The 15,570-nt window shown below is 33.8% G+C and carries 11 protein-coding genes and 4 tRNA genes; 13 read left to right on the top strand and 2 right to left on the bottom strand.

From position 1 onward, the window contains the following. Window positions 1-58: 58 nt before the first annotated feature. Window positions 59-790, bottom strand: coding sequence for an IclR family transcriptional regulator (locus AC3IS5_RS13115; protein ID WP_489424817.1), 732 nt, complete (start codon window positions 788-790; stop codon window positions 59-61). Between the two features lie 134 nt (window positions 791-924). On the opposite strand from AC3IS5_RS13115, the gene AC3IS5_RS13110 reads away from it, so the two are divergent. The 12 genes from AC3IS5_RS13110 (at window position 925) to AC3IS5_RS13055 (ending at window position 13,183) form a co-directional block, all read left to right on the top strand. Further along, window positions 925-1,794, top strand: coding sequence for a dimethylarginine dimethylaminohydrolase family protein (locus AC3IS5_RS13110; RefSeq protein ID WP_489424816.1), 870 nt, complete (start codon window positions 925-927; stop codon window positions 1,792-1,794). A 13-nt stretch (window positions 1,795-1,807) separates the two neighbouring features. Next, window positions 1,808-2,569: a dimethylarginine dimethylaminohydrolase family protein gene (locus AC3IS5_RS13105; protein ID WP_489424815.1), complete on the top strand. Its 762-nt coding sequence runs from the start codon at window positions 1,808-1,810 to the stop codon at window positions 2,567-2,569. A 24-nt stretch (window positions 2,570-2,593) separates the two neighbouring features. Continuing rightward, window positions 2,594-4,024: an amino acid permease gene (locus AC3IS5_RS13100; protein WP_489424814.1), complete on the top strand. Its 1,431-nt coding sequence runs from the start codon at window positions 2,594-2,596 to the stop codon at window positions 4,022-4,024. Then, on the top strand, window positions 4,024-5,628 hold the full coding sequence (locus AC3IS5_RS13095) for a M20/M25/M40 family metallo-hydrolase (protein WP_489424813.1): 1,605 nt from the start codon (window positions 4,024-4,026) through the stop codon (window positions 5,626-5,628). The genes AC3IS5_RS13100 and AC3IS5_RS13095 overlap by 1 nt, the downstream gene beginning before the upstream one ends. A 651-nt stretch (window positions 5,629-6,279) precedes the next feature. Next, window positions 6,280-6,354: transfer RNA gene (locus tag AC3IS5_RS13090), tRNA-Gly, on the top strand. Between the two features lie 6 nt (window positions 6,355-6,360). Beyond that, window positions 6,361-6,453, top strand: a tRNA-Ser gene (locus AC3IS5_RS13085). A gap of 32 nt (window positions 6,454-6,485) precedes the next feature. Continuing rightward, window positions 6,486-6,562: transfer RNA gene (locus AC3IS5_RS13080), tRNA-Met, on the top strand. Between the two features lie 3 nt (window positions 6,563-6,565). Further along, window positions 6,566-6,638 (top strand) — tRNA-Phe (locus AC3IS5_RS13075). A 326-nt stretch (window positions 6,639-6,964) separates the two neighbouring features. After that, on the top strand, window positions 6,965-9,070 hold the full coding sequence (locus tag AC3IS5_RS13070) for a DUF2339 domain-containing protein (protein ID WP_489424812.1): 2,106 nt from the start codon (window positions 6,965-6,967) through the stop codon (window positions 9,068-9,070). A 373-nt stretch (window positions 9,071-9,443) separates the two neighbouring features. Next, window positions 9,444-11,147 carry a methyl-accepting chemotaxis protein gene (locus AC3IS5_RS13065; protein ID WP_489424811.1) on the top strand — a complete coding sequence of 568 codons (1,704 nt, stop codon included), beginning with the start codon at window positions 9,444-9,446 and terminating at the stop codon, window positions 11,145-11,147. A gap of 298 nt (window positions 11,148-11,445) precedes the next feature. Continuing rightward, window positions 11,446-12,240, top strand: a complete 795-nt coding sequence (locus AC3IS5_RS13060) for a MerR family transcriptional regulator (RefSeq protein WP_489424810.1) — start codon at window positions 11,446-11,448, stop codon at window positions 12,238-12,240. Window positions 12,241-12,349: 109 nt separating this feature from the next. Beyond that, complete coding sequence (locus AC3IS5_RS13055) at window positions 12,350-13,183, top strand: CPBP family intramembrane glutamic endopeptidase (protein ID WP_489424809.1); 834 nt, start codon at window positions 12,350-12,352, stop codon at window positions 13,181-13,183. Window positions 13,184-13,380: 197 nt separating this feature from the next. Here the strand turns inward: AC3IS5_RS13055 and AC3IS5_RS13050 are convergent, their stop codons facing one another. Further along, on the bottom strand, window positions 13,381-14,616 hold the full coding sequence (locus AC3IS5_RS13050) for a YhgE/Pip domain-containing protein (protein ID WP_489424808.1): 1,236 nt from the start codon (window positions 14,614-14,616) through the stop codon (window positions 13,381-13,383). Between the two features lie 213 nt (window positions 14,617-14,829). On the opposite strand from AC3IS5_RS13050, the gene AC3IS5_RS13045 reads away from it, so the two are divergent. Continuing rightward, window positions 14,830-15,480 carry a TetR/AcrR family transcriptional regulator gene (locus AC3IS5_RS13045; protein ID WP_489424807.1) on the top strand — a complete coding sequence of 217 codons (651 nt, stop codon included), beginning with the start codon at window positions 14,830-14,832 and terminating at the stop codon, window positions 15,478-15,480. The last annotated feature ends 90 nt before the right edge of the window (window positions 15,481-15,570 follow it).

Here is a 15,570-nt window from a genome sequence, read left to right as displayed (position 1 = left end):
TATTAACGCAATTGTGTAAGAAAAGGGGAGCCTAAGGTTTAGTTCTTGAATTTAATTCTTATAAAAAACCAAGTTGTTGTGAAATTCTAGCTGTAGTTTGCAATAATTCCTGCTTTAAAAACTCAATACGTTCCTCAGTAAGTGTAAATTGTAGAACGCCTATACTTACTGCGCCTAGTACTTCTCCATTTCTTTGGCGAATAGGTGCTGCTAAGGAAGCTGTACCTTCTGTTTTCTCCTCATAACTGATTTCATAACCATTAGCCTGGATTATTAATAATCTTTCAAACAATCCTTCCATTTCTTTTGATGTTAATGCATTCTTTACACAGTCATGTATTTGAGATTTTGACATACAGGCAAGCATAGATTTGTTAGCTGCTCCAATATGCATCGGTATTCTCATACCCAATTGATCGACAATTCGTATTCGATTATTTGGCGCATCAATCCGTTCGATCACCATAGCTTCAGACCCAATTGGTTTACTTAAATAAACACTTTCATTGACGAGATTGGCCAATCGATCTAATTCAGGACGAATGGTCGCTACATAATCGAAGCGATCATAAAGTTGAAGTCCAAATTCTAACCAAACATTACCTAGTTGGTATTTTTTTGTTTCGTTATCTTGAACTATTAGTCTATGTTCAATTAGTGAAGAGAGCATACGGTGCAGAGTTGCCAATGGTAATTTGGTTTGTTGTGTTAATTCGGTAATAGTAATGCCATCTTCTTTTACATTGGATACTATGCCAATAACTTGCATTATCCGATCAATCGTCTGCATTAAATTCACCTCTAGTTATATTTTCAGATTTATTAAAATATATTGACATTATAATATATTTTTCATATATTCTAAATATATAGTTTCCTTTTAGCGGAAAAATTTTCCGACCAACGGAAAGAAGGAGGGTAAGTATGTTTTGTGATTCAATGTATGCACCTTTGAAACGTGTCATTGTGAAAAGTCCCGAGGCTGCTTTTATTAACGAACAGCATCTTCAGGAGAATTGGGAGAAATATTTTTATCTTAGTGAGCCGAATTTTAAAGAAGCTATAAACGAGTATGAATCATTTCTAGATATTTTAAGAAATCATGTTGAAACGATTGATTTCTTACCACAAAACGAATCTGTCGGTTTGGATTCTTTATATGCACATGATCCGGTGAAATTCACACCGTACGGAGCTATCATCTTACGTTCGGGAAAAGAATTACGACAACCTGAAGCAGATGTATTTAAAGAGTTTTTGACAGAAAAGAATATACCAATCATCGGTAGCTTAAAAGGGGAAGCTATTTCAGATGGTGGGGATATCGTCTGGTTAAATGAGCGGACAGTAGCAATAGGGAGAGGCTATCGTACGAATGATGAAGCGATTCGTCAGCTTACAGAAATCTTCAAGCCATTTGTAGATGAAGTGATGATTGTTCCTTTACCACATGATTTAGGTGAAGAAGCTTGCTTACATTTGATGTCTTTCATCAGCATAGTGGACAAGGATTTAGCGGTTGTACATTCAAAATTAATGCCAGTCTTCTTGCGCCAATGGCTTTTAGAAAAAGACTTTACTCTACTTGAGGTGCCAAATGATGAATACGATTCACTTGGCTGTAATGTTTTAGCACTAGCACCAAGAGTATGTGTATTACCTGCTGGTAACCCGGTTACAGAACAACTATTGAAAGAAGCAGGCGCAACAGTTTATACGTATAAAGGCGATGAAATCACAGTAAAAGGGACAGGCGGGCCAACGTGCTTAACTTGTCCAGTTGAAAGATACTAAGGGGGAAAATGAAATGTTTTCAAATGTTATTGTAAAAAAACCAGGTAAAAGTTATGTAGAAGGATTAACAACTTCTGATTTAGGTAAGCCAAATTACGAAGAGTTATTAGTACAGCATGACGCTTATGTAGAAGCGTTAAAAACTTGTGGGGTAGAGGTTACTTATTTAGAAGCAGATGAAGCATTCCCTGATTCTACTTTTGTAGAGGATACTGCTGTCTTAACAAAAGATTTTGCAGTCGTATCAAACCCAGGTGCAGCTAGTCGTAATGGTGAAATTGTCGAAATGGAACAAGTATTAAAAGGCTTATTTGAAAAAATCTATTACATCGAAAATCCTGGCACATTAGATGGTGGCGATGTATTACAAGCAGATAATACTTTTTACATTGGTATTTCAGAGCGTACAAATCAACAAGGTGCTGAACAATTAAAAGCTATTTTAGAAAAAGAAGATTACGTGGCTCATATTGTACCACTGAAAGAATTCTTCCATTTGAAAACAGGAATTGCTTATTTAGGTGACAACAAAATGGTTTTAGCTGGTGAATTTGTTGAGGACGAACTATTTTCTTTATACGACAAAATCGTTATTCCGAAAGAAGATGAATATTCAGCGAACTGTATTCTTGTTAATGATTTTGTCATCATTCCTGCGGGTTACCCAGCGACAAAACAAAAAATTGAACAAGCTGGATATAGCGTTATTGAATTACCAATGAGTGAGTTCCAAAAACAAGATGGTGGCTTAAGCTGCTTGTCACTTCGCTTTTAAAAACATACATGGGGTGGGATGGGTATGAACGATCAACAAGGGGTGAATGATTCAAACCAATTAAAGAGATCCATGAAAAGCCGTCACTTATTGATGCTTTCACTTGGGGGAGTGATTGGTACAGGCTTGTTTTTAAACGTTGGTTATACGATTAATCAAGCAGGTGCTGGTGGTGCCATTATTGGTTATTTAATTGGTGGATTAATTTTGTATATGGTGATGACTTGTTTGGGTGAGCTTGCCGTGCATATGCCTGTAACAGGCTCATTCCAAACGTATGCAACAAAATATATACACCCATCTGCAGGTTTTTCTCTTGGTTGGATGTACTTTGTAGGTTCAGCTGCAACCGCAGGTGTTGAATTTACAGCTGCAGGAATATTGATGCAACATTGGTTTCCAGATGTAGCAGTTTGGATATGGTGTGCATTCTTTATGTTACTGCTGTTTTCTTTGAATGCCTTGTCTACAAGAGGATTTGCTGAAACAGAATTTTGGTTTTCAGGTATTAAAGTAGTGGCAGTTGTGATCTTTATTATTATTGGCATTGCTGTCATTGTAGGCTGGGTTCCTATTGCAGATCGACCAGCTCCGCATTTAACAAATTTAGCGCCAACACAGTTATTCCCAGCTGGGATTGCTATTATTTTTGTTACGATGATGAACGTAATATTTTCATATCAAGGTTCTGAATTAGTAGGTATTGCAGCGGGGGAAACAGAAAACCCTCAAAAGAATATTCCGAGAGCTATACGTACGATTTTAGTTCGTATTATTCTTTTCTATATTGCTTCAATTATTGTACTATCTGCTATTTTCCCATCTAGTGAACTTGGTTTATTAGAGAGTCCATTTGTAACGCTATTAGATTTAGTAGGGATTCCATTTGCAGCAGATATTATGAATTTCATTATTTTAACAGCTATATTATCTGTTGGAAATTCATGCCTCTATGCATCAACTCGATTATTATGGGCGATGTCAAATGAAGGAATGGCACCGAGAATTTTTGGAAAAGTCAATAAAAACAAAATCCCTTTTAATGCTCTTGTATTCACAATGGTATTTTCATTGTTATCACTTTTAACGAGTGTTATGGAAGCAGATACAGTGTTTGTATTGCTCATGTCTATTGCTGGAATTTCAGTTACGATTTCATGGATGGGTATCGCATTATCGCAGTTAATGTTTAGAAAGCATTATCTGAAAAACGGTGGGCAACTGAAGGATTTAGGTTATCGAGTAAAGTACTATCCATTTATTCCTCTTTTTTGTATCGCATTTTGCGCGTTGATTTTAGGGTTTCTTGCATGGGATTCCACGCAAAGAGTGGGTTTAGCTTACGGGGTAGGGTTTTTCATAGCTTGTTTAATCTTTTATCAAGTGAGGCTAAAGGGTAAGTCCTTTGCACCTGAAGATCAAAAAGTGATTATTGAAAAAGGGAGCGAGATATAATGTGGGGTACATCCAAGCAGTTACGAGAATTATTATGTGAACTAGTCAGTTGGGAAAGTCAGACATTGACTACAGGAGAACAACAATTTTCTAGGAAGTTACAAGCTAAATTACAGCAGCTACCTTATTTTGAACAGCATCCGCAGCATATTGAATTATGTGATGTCGATAAAGGACGCCAAGTTGTATCCGCTTTATATAAGCACCCTGATGTGCAAGAAACGGTTGTTTTAATCAGCCATTTTGATACGGTACAGATCGAAGAATACGGTTCATTAATGCCATTAGCAACAATGCCTGAAGAGCTAACAAAAGCCTTTTTAGCAAATCCAAATTTATTACCTAAATCCGCACAAAAGGATTTACAATCAGGTGATTATTTATTTGGTCGAGGTGTCATGGATATGAAGATGGGACTTGCACTTCATATGCAATTGATGGAGCGGGCAATTGAAGAACAATGGAAATTGAACTTATTGTTAATAACGGTACCAGATGAGGAAGTAAACTCTGCTGGTATGCGTCAAGCGGTAAAACATATTACACATTTACAAGAAAAAGAGAATCTAGAATTAGTCTTATTTTTAAATAGCGAGCCATCATTTTCACAAGGGCCTGCAGATTTACAGGAATATATTTATTCTGGAACGATTGGTAAAATCATGCCTTCAGCCCTTTTTTATGGCAAAGAAACACATGTAGGAGAACCACTAAAAGGTATCACAGCTCCTTATATGAGTTCTTTCTTAACACAGGAAATGGAATGGAATGAACGATTCTGTGAAGAAGATTACGGTGAAAAAACACCACTTCCTGTTTCGTTACAGTTAAAAGATTTAAAAACGCAATATTCAACGCAAACTCCTTATCGTGCAGTAGCAATGTATAACGTTTTCTTATTGAAACGTAGTGCGGGTGAAATCATGTCGATTTTTGAATCTGTTGCAAATGAAGCGATGGCAAATTGCCAGCAGCGATACGATGAACTTTGTCAAAAACAAGGTATTGAAGGTGTCGGTAACATTCGTGTTATCAAATTTGAAGACTTGCAAAGCCATGCACTTCATAAGCTTGGTGAAGAAAAAGTGGCTTCAATAATCGATGAAGTAATTGGTCAAGAAGATTGGGATGATCGTGAAAAATCATTGCGCATTGCAGATCAATTAATGATTCACTGTCAAGAACTTGCACCAGCAGTTGTATTGTTGTTTGCACCGCCATATTATCCGCCGGCGAATTCTTCAGAGAACCCATTAGTAAATGGTGCAATTTTTTTGTTGCTAGGAGAAGCCAAGAAATATGATATTCCGTTAGAACATATTCATTATTTCAACGGTATTTGTGACCTGAGTTATTGTCAATTTACCGCAGATAAAGATTGGAAAACGTATGAAAAAAATACGCCAGTTTGGGGACAAACATATTCAATACCATTTAAAGAAATGGAACAATTCACTGCACCCGTATTAAATGTAGGGCCTTTTGGAAAAGATGCACACCAAATTTCAGAACGTTTACATGTGAAAAGTGCTTTTGAAGAAATGCCAGAATTGTTATACAAATTATTACAATATGTCAGTTCAAGCAATAAGATAAATAGTTAAAGAATCCAATTAGATATATTAATTTGGAACTGGGTGTATTGCTGCCGATTCTGAAGTGGCCCTGATTTAATACTATTTATAGTTGTCAATAACGATGCATTGGGTGAAGCCTATCCATTGCATCACCCTAAATTTAAAATCGATGAAGTAGCGCTAATATTTTGAGGAACTTGCAAATCGCTTATGTCCTTAAAGTAATAGCGTAATGAAAAATACGTCTCGTCATCAGTACGTTGATGTATGAAACGTTTTTTTGTGGATAAAATGAATGAACGTCATCTAGTGACAAGTTGAAATCCAATGCATTTAGTGACGTATGCAAAGTAATTGATATTGGTACATTTAGAGGTTTTGCTATATAACAATAATGCAGTTATGAGTAGAGGCCTTAAGAACAGACTAAAAAGTATCGTCTAGAAGAATAAAATAGAGATTTAGATTAAATGAAAACCCATCTAGAACTATAGTAAACTTGTCGATACTTTAGGTGGAAATATGATTGTGGTAGCACAAATGAAAACACTGTATATTTGTTATTTTAATATACCTTAAAAATTAAATATTCTAACATATTATTTAAGTGTTGACGGATAAATGTGTTATGTGTTAAATTAATTTATGTACTAAAGAGCACATAACAAATTAACAAATGCGGAAGTAGTTCAGTGGTAGAACACCACCTTGCCAAGGTGGGGGTCGCGAGTTCGAACCTCGTCTTCCGCTCCAAAGTACGGAGGAATACCCAAGTCTGGCTGAAGGGATCGGTCTTGAAAACCGACAGGCGGGTCATACCGCGCGGGGGTTCGAATCCCTCTTCCTCCTCCATTTTTTCTAAATAGGGCTTTCAATAATATTATCGCGGGGTGGAGCAGTTCGGTAGCTCGTCGGGCTCATAACCCGAAGGTCACAGGTTCAAATCCTGTCCCCGCAACCAAACGGGTCAGTAGCTCAGTTGGTAGAGCATTAGATTGAAGCTCTAAGTGTCGGCGGTTCGATTCCGTCCTGACCCATACATAATTAAGAGTTATCCTAATAGTCTAATTGACTTGTAGGATAGCTCTTTTTTGTTGTCTTATTTTGAGAGTGATAGCTACCTATGTATTGAATTATGAAAATCAAATCAAATTTTTATATTTCAAAGCAGAAAGCTTCCGATATAACGTCGGAAGCTTTTTCATATGTTAAGAAGAGGCTTTATTTAAGCTTGGAATGGATGTATAAAGCTATATCATTTTATATTAAAAGTGTAATTTTACATCTTTTTTGACTAAAGTTATTGTTTTGTGTAAAAGTAACATGTATAATGACGTATATATTAAATAGGAGGTGAGTGTAAATGCATTCAAATAATTTAGAGAAACGACTAAGTGAGCTAGAGCAGGAAGTTTCTATATTAAAGAGAGAAATAGCTCAGCTACAAAATCAAATCGATCCACGAACCAAAAGTGTAGAAAAAGCTGAAATCATACATACAGAAAAGAAACCTGCTATTAAGAAAGAGCCGCTCAAACAGCAGCCAAGCCAGAAAGTGCAGGTAAATAATACGCCTCTTCAAGAACCGAAAAAAGAAAAGTCTATAGAAGAGATGCTTGTTTGGTCATTACCGAAAGTTTTTATGATTATGATTGTATTTGGTGTCTTATGGGGACTAAAGTTAATCAGTGATTATGGCATTTTAGCTAATGGCTTTAAAATTGCATTAGCGTATGTATTCTCACTTGTTTTAGTGGGGTTAGCATACTTTATGGAGTATAAAAAGAAACGTCAAAAAGCACTGTATATTACGCTTTACGGCGGAGCATTTATCATCGGTATTTTGACAACGGCTGCTGGAGCCATTTTGTATGATGTTTTACCATTACTTATAGCACTGCTTGTTGCAATGTTATATATCGCATACGGAATTGTTATTAGTTATATGAAAAAGAGTGAAGTACTGACTGTTTTTGTAGCATTCACATCGCTACTTCTACCATATTTACTTGAGTATATGGCATTTGGTGAGATTATTATATTAGGTTTTATTGTTATATTATTTGCTTGTTTACAAATTGTTATTTGGAAGCATCATCAAATAATTGCACTGTATACAGGGTTACTCTTTTCGCAAATGGCAGTATTAATTGTTGGCTTTATGAATAGTTATCAGGAGATTGCATTTGGTTGTACATTTTTAATTGTATTTGGAATCTTCATGTACAGTTGGATTCGGTTTTATGAAGCTGAACAAAAAATATCAACGCTATATGAGAGTCTACTCTTTAGTATTAGTATGATTAGTTTATTTTTCATAAATTTAATAGCTGTTAATTATACTAGCTTTTTCCTACTAGTTTACATGATTGGTTTCATCGGACTTGGGAGTTATGCTTATATGAAAAAGCAGAGAAGACTTATAGATATTTTCAGTACGGTGACATTAGTGGCTGTGATGAATTTCTTCGTTCAGTTAGAATTAGCAACTAATTTGAAAGAGTTCTTATTACCATTCACTGCATTTATGAGTTTGCTTTTAGCTCTACGTTTACGAGCTAGCTTAATGAAAGTAACAAATTCGCTCATATTCACAATTATTGTTTTGTTTGTCTTTTTAGATAGTTCAGTCGATCCGTTTTGGCGCTTTGAAAATATCAATCAATTACTCGTGGTTGTATATATGTTTGTCATATTTATAATTGCAAAACGTCCAAAAAGTAAATTAGGACGTTTTGAAAAAGTAATGCAAGAGTTTGCAATATTAGAGATTGTGCCGATTTTAATAAGTTTTTATGTATTCTCCTATATTGCTAAGATAGATTATGGCTATTTTCATTTAGAAGGTGAGTTACCATACTTCTTATTAATTGTTTTAGCTGTTACAACTGTTGCAACGCTATTTATAAAGGAGGAATTTATCGGAAGGTTTTTACCGGTAGTATTCCTATTTAGTTTCTGCTATTCAATGGTCTATGTTTTACCGTTAGAGGAATTATCTGACCAGGTAGTTGCCAAAAATATCGTCTTGAGAATAGTTTATGCTGTTATATTTAGTTACTTACTATATTCAAGTTATAAAGGGAAAAACTACTTTAGAAAATGGCAAGAACAATATAAAAAATCTGTGGGGCCAACTATTTCAATCGGACTTCTTGTAGATATGATTGCAGTTATTACATTGGTATCACAAATTCATACAATACATTATTTCGGTGAAAGGTTCCTATATACTGGGCATACGATTATTATTCTAATTACTGCTTGTATTGCACTATGGATTAGCTCGAAAGGACAGCAAAAATTCATCCGGTATACTGGATACAGTTTTTTAGTTTTCGGAATAGCAAAATTAATTTTCTTTGACCTTTCGTATTTGGATTTACTTATTCGTGCAATCCTCTTTATCAGCATTGGTGGATTTGGCTTATGGTTGTCAAATAAGTTGTTACAAAAGGAGGATTTGTAGTAATAGGTTAGTTTCTTACAGTAACATATTTATACTAAAAATTAGGCTAACGCATGATATGTAATCATGCGTTAGTTTTTTATTTTATGTAACTTTATGTTCGTGTTTGTATTGTGTTTATAGGTTTAATGATATATAAATTTCAGAATAAACTAATTTTTATGAGTATAAAGTTATGGTAAAATAAGACTATGATTTTTGATATTATGTTGTATAATGCTAGATGTAGGTTATTTAACGAAAATTGATTTAATATCATATATTTACTTATTTTGTATTTTGAACATGAATATTTCCAGAATGTTTTTAATTAAGTAGGTAATTTTTTAATAGAATTACATCACATAAAACAAACTAAAGGGTGAGAGTAAAGTTGGGAAAAATACTAGGGTTTAAAAACTTCAAAACAGTAAGAGCGAAAATATCATTTGGATTTATGATCGTAGTACTTATGATGACAGGATATAATGTTAATAGTTATCTTATGCAGCAAGATTCAACAAAATCAACCAAGGAGATTGTTGAGGTTGAGTTAGAATTATTAGCAGCTGATGATGAGTTGGCATCATCATTTGCAAATCGAATGGCAGCAGCTAGAGGTTACATTATTTCTGGTGATAGAAAATATAAAGAAAAATTTGATGATTATACAGATATCGCTGAAGAAAGTACAGCGATTGTTGTAGGATTAGCATCTTCGATAGAATTAGATGAATTAGTTGAAAAAGCAAGAGTGTGGCATACATATGTAATAGAAGATGTATTTGCAGAATATGATCGTGGAAATAAGCAACTAGCTGCAGATAACCTGAAGTCGGTTGATGAACGAGCCAATGAAATACAGAAAGGTTTTGAAGAGTTAGCAGATATTCGTGAAGAGGCCATTAAGAAAATAGGTAAACAGATGATTGAAAATGGGGAAAAAAATCAATTAATTAGTATTATTTCAACCATTTTACTTACAATTATTTCAGTAATCGTGGCTTATATAACTGCTCGCATAATCGTAAAACCAATTAAAATCGTGGCAAAACGTATGACAGAGATGTCACAAGGTGATATTAGTCAGCCAGACCTTCCAAAAACGTCTCAAGACGAGATTGGACAATTAATTGAATCGACCAATGTGATGAGTAAAAATGTTCATGGAATTTTGAGTAATATTCAAGCTGTGTCCAACCAAGTTGCATCAAATAGTGAAGAACTTGCACAATCTGCATTAGAAGTAAAAACGGGTAGTACACAAATAGCGTTAACAATGCAAGAAATTGCTGAAGGAACAGAATCCCAAGCAAGTAACGCGAGCGATTTAGCGACCGTGATGGACTCATTTACTCAAAAAGTAAAAGAAGCAAATTATGAAGGTGAGAAAATGAACAATCATACTTCGAATGTTCAAAGTCTTACACATGAAGGTAGTAAATTAATGCTCGCTTCAACTGAACAAATGCGTAAAATTGATGGAATCGTTCAAGAATCGGTGCAAAAAGTAGAAAATTTAGCAGTGCAATCTTTAGAAATTTCAAAATTGGTATCTGTAATTACAAGTATTGCAGATCAAACAAATTTACTTGCTTTGAACGCGGCAATTGAAGCAGCACGAGCTGGTGAACAAGGAAAAGGTTTTGCTGTAGTAGCTGATGAAGTAAGAAAGTTAGCAGAACAAGTAACGTTCTCAGTAACTGATATAGCTGGTATTGTTCAAAAGATACAACAAGAAACAAAAAATGTAACAACTTCACTCCAAAGTGGTTATGAGGAAGTGATTCAAGGAACAGAACAAATCGCCTCTACAGGTGAGACATTCAACAATATTTCAAATGCTATTGGTGATATGATTGATAATATTAATGTCATTTCAAATAATTTAAGTGGTATTTCTCAAACAACTTTACAAATTAATCAGTCTATTGATGATATTGCTGATGTTTCTCAAGAGTCCGCAGCAGGAGTAGAAGAAACTACTGCAACTGTTCAACAAACAACAAGTTCGATGGAAGAAATTTCGAATAGCTCAGATCAACTAGCTGAACTTGCAGAACAACTTAATTTACAAGTACAGAAATTTAAATTGTAATTTGCATAAAAAACCAGTTTCTCCATTGAGAAGCTGGTTTTTTATGGTTATTATAGGAATGAGCTGCGTTGTTTGGATGTTTAAGCCTTTAACTTCAGAAGTTTTGTGAGAAAATTAATAAGAAGTACTATGGAAATTTATATTAGGGACGAATTTTTGTTTGCCTTCTAATTTTGTAAGTTTTTTACTTTTCAATACTTATCTTTGTTATTATAAAAAAACCAATATTATTATTTTTCGACGTACTGATAATATGTAATATCATATAGAATATGTAGCAATGATAAAGGAGAGTATAATGTACACAATTGGACAAGTTGCTCAATTTTTAGGTGTATCTAGAGATACCTTGAAATTTTATGAAGAAAAGGAATTAGTAAAGCCGAAGCAAAATATTGAGAATGGGTATAGAAAATATAATCATTTTGATATACATGATATAACAACAGTAAATTTCTATAGAGAAATTGATATTGAAATTAAAAAAATCCAAGAATTAAGAAAAAGTAAGAGTATAGAGGGAATAAAATTATTATTAGAAGAGAAAGAACAAGATGTTTTAGCGGAAATAGAATATAAAAAGCTTATTTTAAAAAAGCTTCAGATAGTAAAAGAAGATTGCGAAAAAATTAAACAATTTTTAGGGGAATACATAGTACAAGAGATGAAGCCTTTAGAAATAAAAGGAGAAATAAAACATTTTACTGCGTATGATGAATATGAAACTTTAAAAAAGAATACTGACAGCTTAAAAAAAGCAGTTACTCTAACATCTTTAAGAAGAGTTATAAATTTCAATGAAGAAGGTATTATAGAAGATAAATTTATAATTGTAAGAGAAGTAGAGGACTTTGATAAAGAATTAAAAGGTGAAATTCTATCTCATCCAAAATGTATTTATACAGTTATTGAAGATGGAAGATGGTCAACTGGTGGAAAAAATATTGATCATAACGTTGAAGCAAGTTTGAGAAAAGTAGCAATAGAAAAAGGGTATGAACTTTTGGGGATAGTTTATATAAATCTATTACTTACCACTTATGAAGATGAACTTGAACGTACATTTTTAGAAATATATGCACCTATAAAATAATACATACATGTATTGACCTGGGAGTTACCCCTAGGTTTAAGCTGAAAGTATCGGTAAATATGAGCATTGTTATATTTACGAAATACTTAGTTTGAAGCGGGGAATATGTATGATTAGAGAAGAGAAACTAAAAAAACCAGTAGTAAGTTTTATTTTACTATCCAATATCATTTTTTTGCCACTTTTTTTTCTTGTAGGAGCGATAAGCATGTTGGGACTACCTGCATGGTTCTTTGATGTAATGTTCTGTATATCATCTTGGTCCTCGACCTTTGCTTTTGCAGTGCTGTTTAAAAAAATCTATCCTGGGCAGAGTTTTAGAAAATTTGTAAAAGAGAAATTCAAGCATAATCTTAAATTTTCTGTCATTCTTACTGCGAGTATGATTCAAGCTTTCATATTTTTGATGATTTTGTTTATTGTATCTAATAATAGTGAAGTAGACTCTATTTTTACTGTTTCTTCATGGGGAATGCTGATCTATTTCTTTTTTAAAAACCTAATTTCTGGGCCACTAGGAGAAGAACTAGGGTGGCGAGGTTTCGCTCAAATTGAGCTTCAAAAGAAGCATTCACCATTAAAAGCTTCGATAATCATTGGATTTTGGTGGGGTATGTGGCATCTACCCATATGGTTTACTACAGGGCTTGTGGGCATTGATTTATTCAAATATATACTATTCTTTATGATTGCCATCATGTCTACTAAGATCGTCATGACAGCCTTTTATAACTTAAATCAGAATTTAATCATCCCAATCATCATCCACCAATTCTTTAATTTTTTTATTGGCATAATTAACGGAAACTTAATCGATTTAATCATGTATAACGCAATTTTTTATTTAGTAGTAGCACTTTTAATCATTGTTATAAATCCAAAGAAAGTATTGTATGGAAAGCAAGATACAAATATTGTTAATGGAAATTATTTCATGATTTAATGGTAGTTTGTACAGCTATACACTTAAAAATCGGGAGCGTTAGTTGGTTAAGGTTTAATAAAATTTCGAGCTTTTGTATAAAGAAATGAAGCTATTACAATAAATAAGAGCATGTTTTGAACATTTGACGTTCATAACATGCTCTTTTATTAGCTTAGAGGTTTTTACAGTGCTTAACTATTAACTTATTTCACAAATTACTCTGCAGTAGACACCGCGGATTGACTACGATTATCTTTATTGAATTTTATTCGACTAATGATATAGCAAAGTGCGACACTAACTACAAAAAAGATTGATAAGGATATTAATGAGGAAGACAGGCCAGATGCCATTCTTCCATCGTAATATATCAGTGAACGCATACCGTCTACTAAATGATGCGTTGGTAAAATGTTACTAAAGATTTGGTGAACAGATGGTAAAATATTTACTGGAATTGGCCCGCCACTTGCGAATATCCCCATTATATTGATAGGAAAGGCGATTAATAAACTCCATCTTCCAAAGAATAGATTGAATACTTGGAAGAACATGAACATTGTCATAGATCCAAAAATAAGGAATCCTAATATTGCAAATAAATTTGCCGTATGCCCAACTTTATAAACTGCAAATGTACAAATTATTAATAAAATTGACATGAGTGCAGTCATACAAATCCCGAATATTATTTCGGCATTTAAGACCGCATGTTTTTTCATTTTCAAGCCATGTGTTTTTAATGCTGTATGCATAGAGTCTACATATCCATTTACCATCTGAGATCCCATCATACCTGTAATCATGCATAATAATGCCATTATAAAGGGAGTCATCCCATTATCATTTTTGACTACAGAGATATTCTTCTCATTGATTTGAATAGGATTTGCTAAGATGAGCGCATTTTCTGGAGAGAGGGTAGATTTTGAGCTATTCAATGTTCCTGAAATTTGCTCAGTTACATTTTTGGAAATGCTTGTTGCCACTGATTGTAAAGAAGATTGTGCAATCCCAGAAGCAAATTGACCTCCTGCTTTATTAACGATTAATTCAAGATTTGCTTGTTTTGTATGCTCTTTGTTTTGTAATAATTGACCTTGTAACTTTAGCATGGATGCTGTGTAATTCTCAGGAATGATTAATGCAGCAAAGGCTTTGTTATTTTTTAAAATTTTTAAGCCGTCAGTGCGGGTAGATGCTGTTTGCCATTTTATAGCTGTACTGTCTTTTGAATTAGCAATATTTGTACTAATCATTTTACCCATATCTACTTGCTGCCCGTTCACTTCACTACCTGTATCTTCGTTAATAATAACGATAGGGAAATTTTGAACATTTGGCGTGGCATTAGAAAAAATCGGGATGTAGATGACTGCCATAACAATCATCAATATAGATACCATCCAGACAGGTGTCCACATACTTTTAGTCTTTAAAAATCTTTTCATACATATACTCCTCGATTTCATCTTAAAATAATTTTGAATTGTGATACTATGTATATCATAGTGATAGTCATACTATCAGTTTGATATATACAATATCATGAATAGATGTGAAAATTCAACAAAAACATTTAGAATGCCTATTTTGACTTTCATCATTTAGTTTGATAGAATCACTATCGCATAGTTGTGAGGAAAAAAGGAGTGTGTGCTGCTATGGATCCGAAATCTCGATTAGAAAGAGAACGGCTTGAGGGGAAACAAAAACGCATCATTGAAATGGTAGAAGCAGCTGGTCGAGTATTTGCAAGGAAAGGTCTTGAAAAGACGACAATGCAAGACATCGCTGATGAAGCAAATATTGGCATAGCTACTTTGTTTCGCTATTTCCCCAAAAAAGATAGGGTAATTGTCGCAGTAGCTGCAAAAGCACTTGAAGCGAATATAGTTATTTTCCAGGAAATACTTGAAAAACCAGGAACTTGTTACGAAAAGATAGAGCATTTATTTGATACATTTATATCTTTTAACGAACAAAAAGAAAGTCGCATTAAATTTCTTGAAAGTTTTGAAACATACGTAGCTCAATCTACTGAGCCGTTTGAAGGTATGGAAGTATATAATGTTACCTCCAGAAAACTTGTAGATATTTACTATAAAATTATCGAGACGGGTAAAACAGATGGTTCAATTCGGACGGATATATCGATTTCGGATACTCTATCAACTTTGTCGAATGTGTTCGGTATTTTCGCTAAAAAATTATCCCTTCATAAAAGCATAGTATTGCTCGAATCAAATGTACCTGCTGAGACACAATTACTTATTCTGAAAAATATTTTCCTTAGCTATATTAAGAATGATTAAGCAATCATATAATACTTCAACCTACATTGGATTCCTTCATTTTGAAGGTTTCTTTTTTTATGTACAGAATGTTCCTTTCCTCAGAAAACC

Source organism: Viridibacillus sp. KH_047 (assembly GCF_057838945.1).
This window is presented reverse-complemented; position numbering and strand designations above follow the sequence as displayed.

Coding starts and splice junctions, on each gene's coding strand:
- AC3IS5_RS13060 (WP_489424810.1), top strand. CDS start 11,446: ATGTACACAATTGGACAAGTTGCTCAATTTTTAGGTGTATCTAGAGAT.
- AC3IS5_RS13095 (WP_489424813.1), top strand. CDS start 4,024: ATGTGGGGTACATCCAAGCAGTTACGAGAATTATTATGTGAACTAGTC.
- AC3IS5_RS13115 (WP_489424817.1), bottom strand. CDS start 790: ATGCAGACGATTGATCGGATAATGCAAGTTATTGGCATAGTATCCAAT.
- AC3IS5_RS13100 (WP_489424814.1), top strand. CDS start 2,594: ATGAACGATCAACAAGGGGTGAATGATTCAAACCAATTAAAGAGATCC.
- AC3IS5_RS13105 (WP_489424815.1), top strand. CDS start 1,808: ATGTTTTCAAATGTTATTGTAAAAAAACCAGGTAAAAGTTATGTAGAA.
- AC3IS5_RS13110 (WP_489424816.1), top strand. CDS start 925: ATGTTTTGTGATTCAATGTATGCACCTTTGAAACGTGTCATTGTGAAA.
- AC3IS5_RS13055 (WP_489424809.1), top strand. CDS start 12,350: ATGATTAGAGAAGAGAAACTAAAAAAACCAGTAGTAAGTTTTATTTTA.
- AC3IS5_RS13070 (WP_489424812.1), top strand. CDS start 6,965: ATGCATTCAAATAATTTAGAGAAACGACTAAGTGAGCTAGAGCAGGAA.
- AC3IS5_RS13045 (WP_489424807.1), top strand. CDS start 14,830: ATGGATCCGAAATCTCGATTAGAAAGAGAACGGCTTGAGGGGAAACAA.
- AC3IS5_RS13050 (WP_489424808.1), bottom strand. CDS start 14,616: ATGAAAAGATTTTTAAAGACTAAAAGTATGTGGACACCTGTCTGGATG.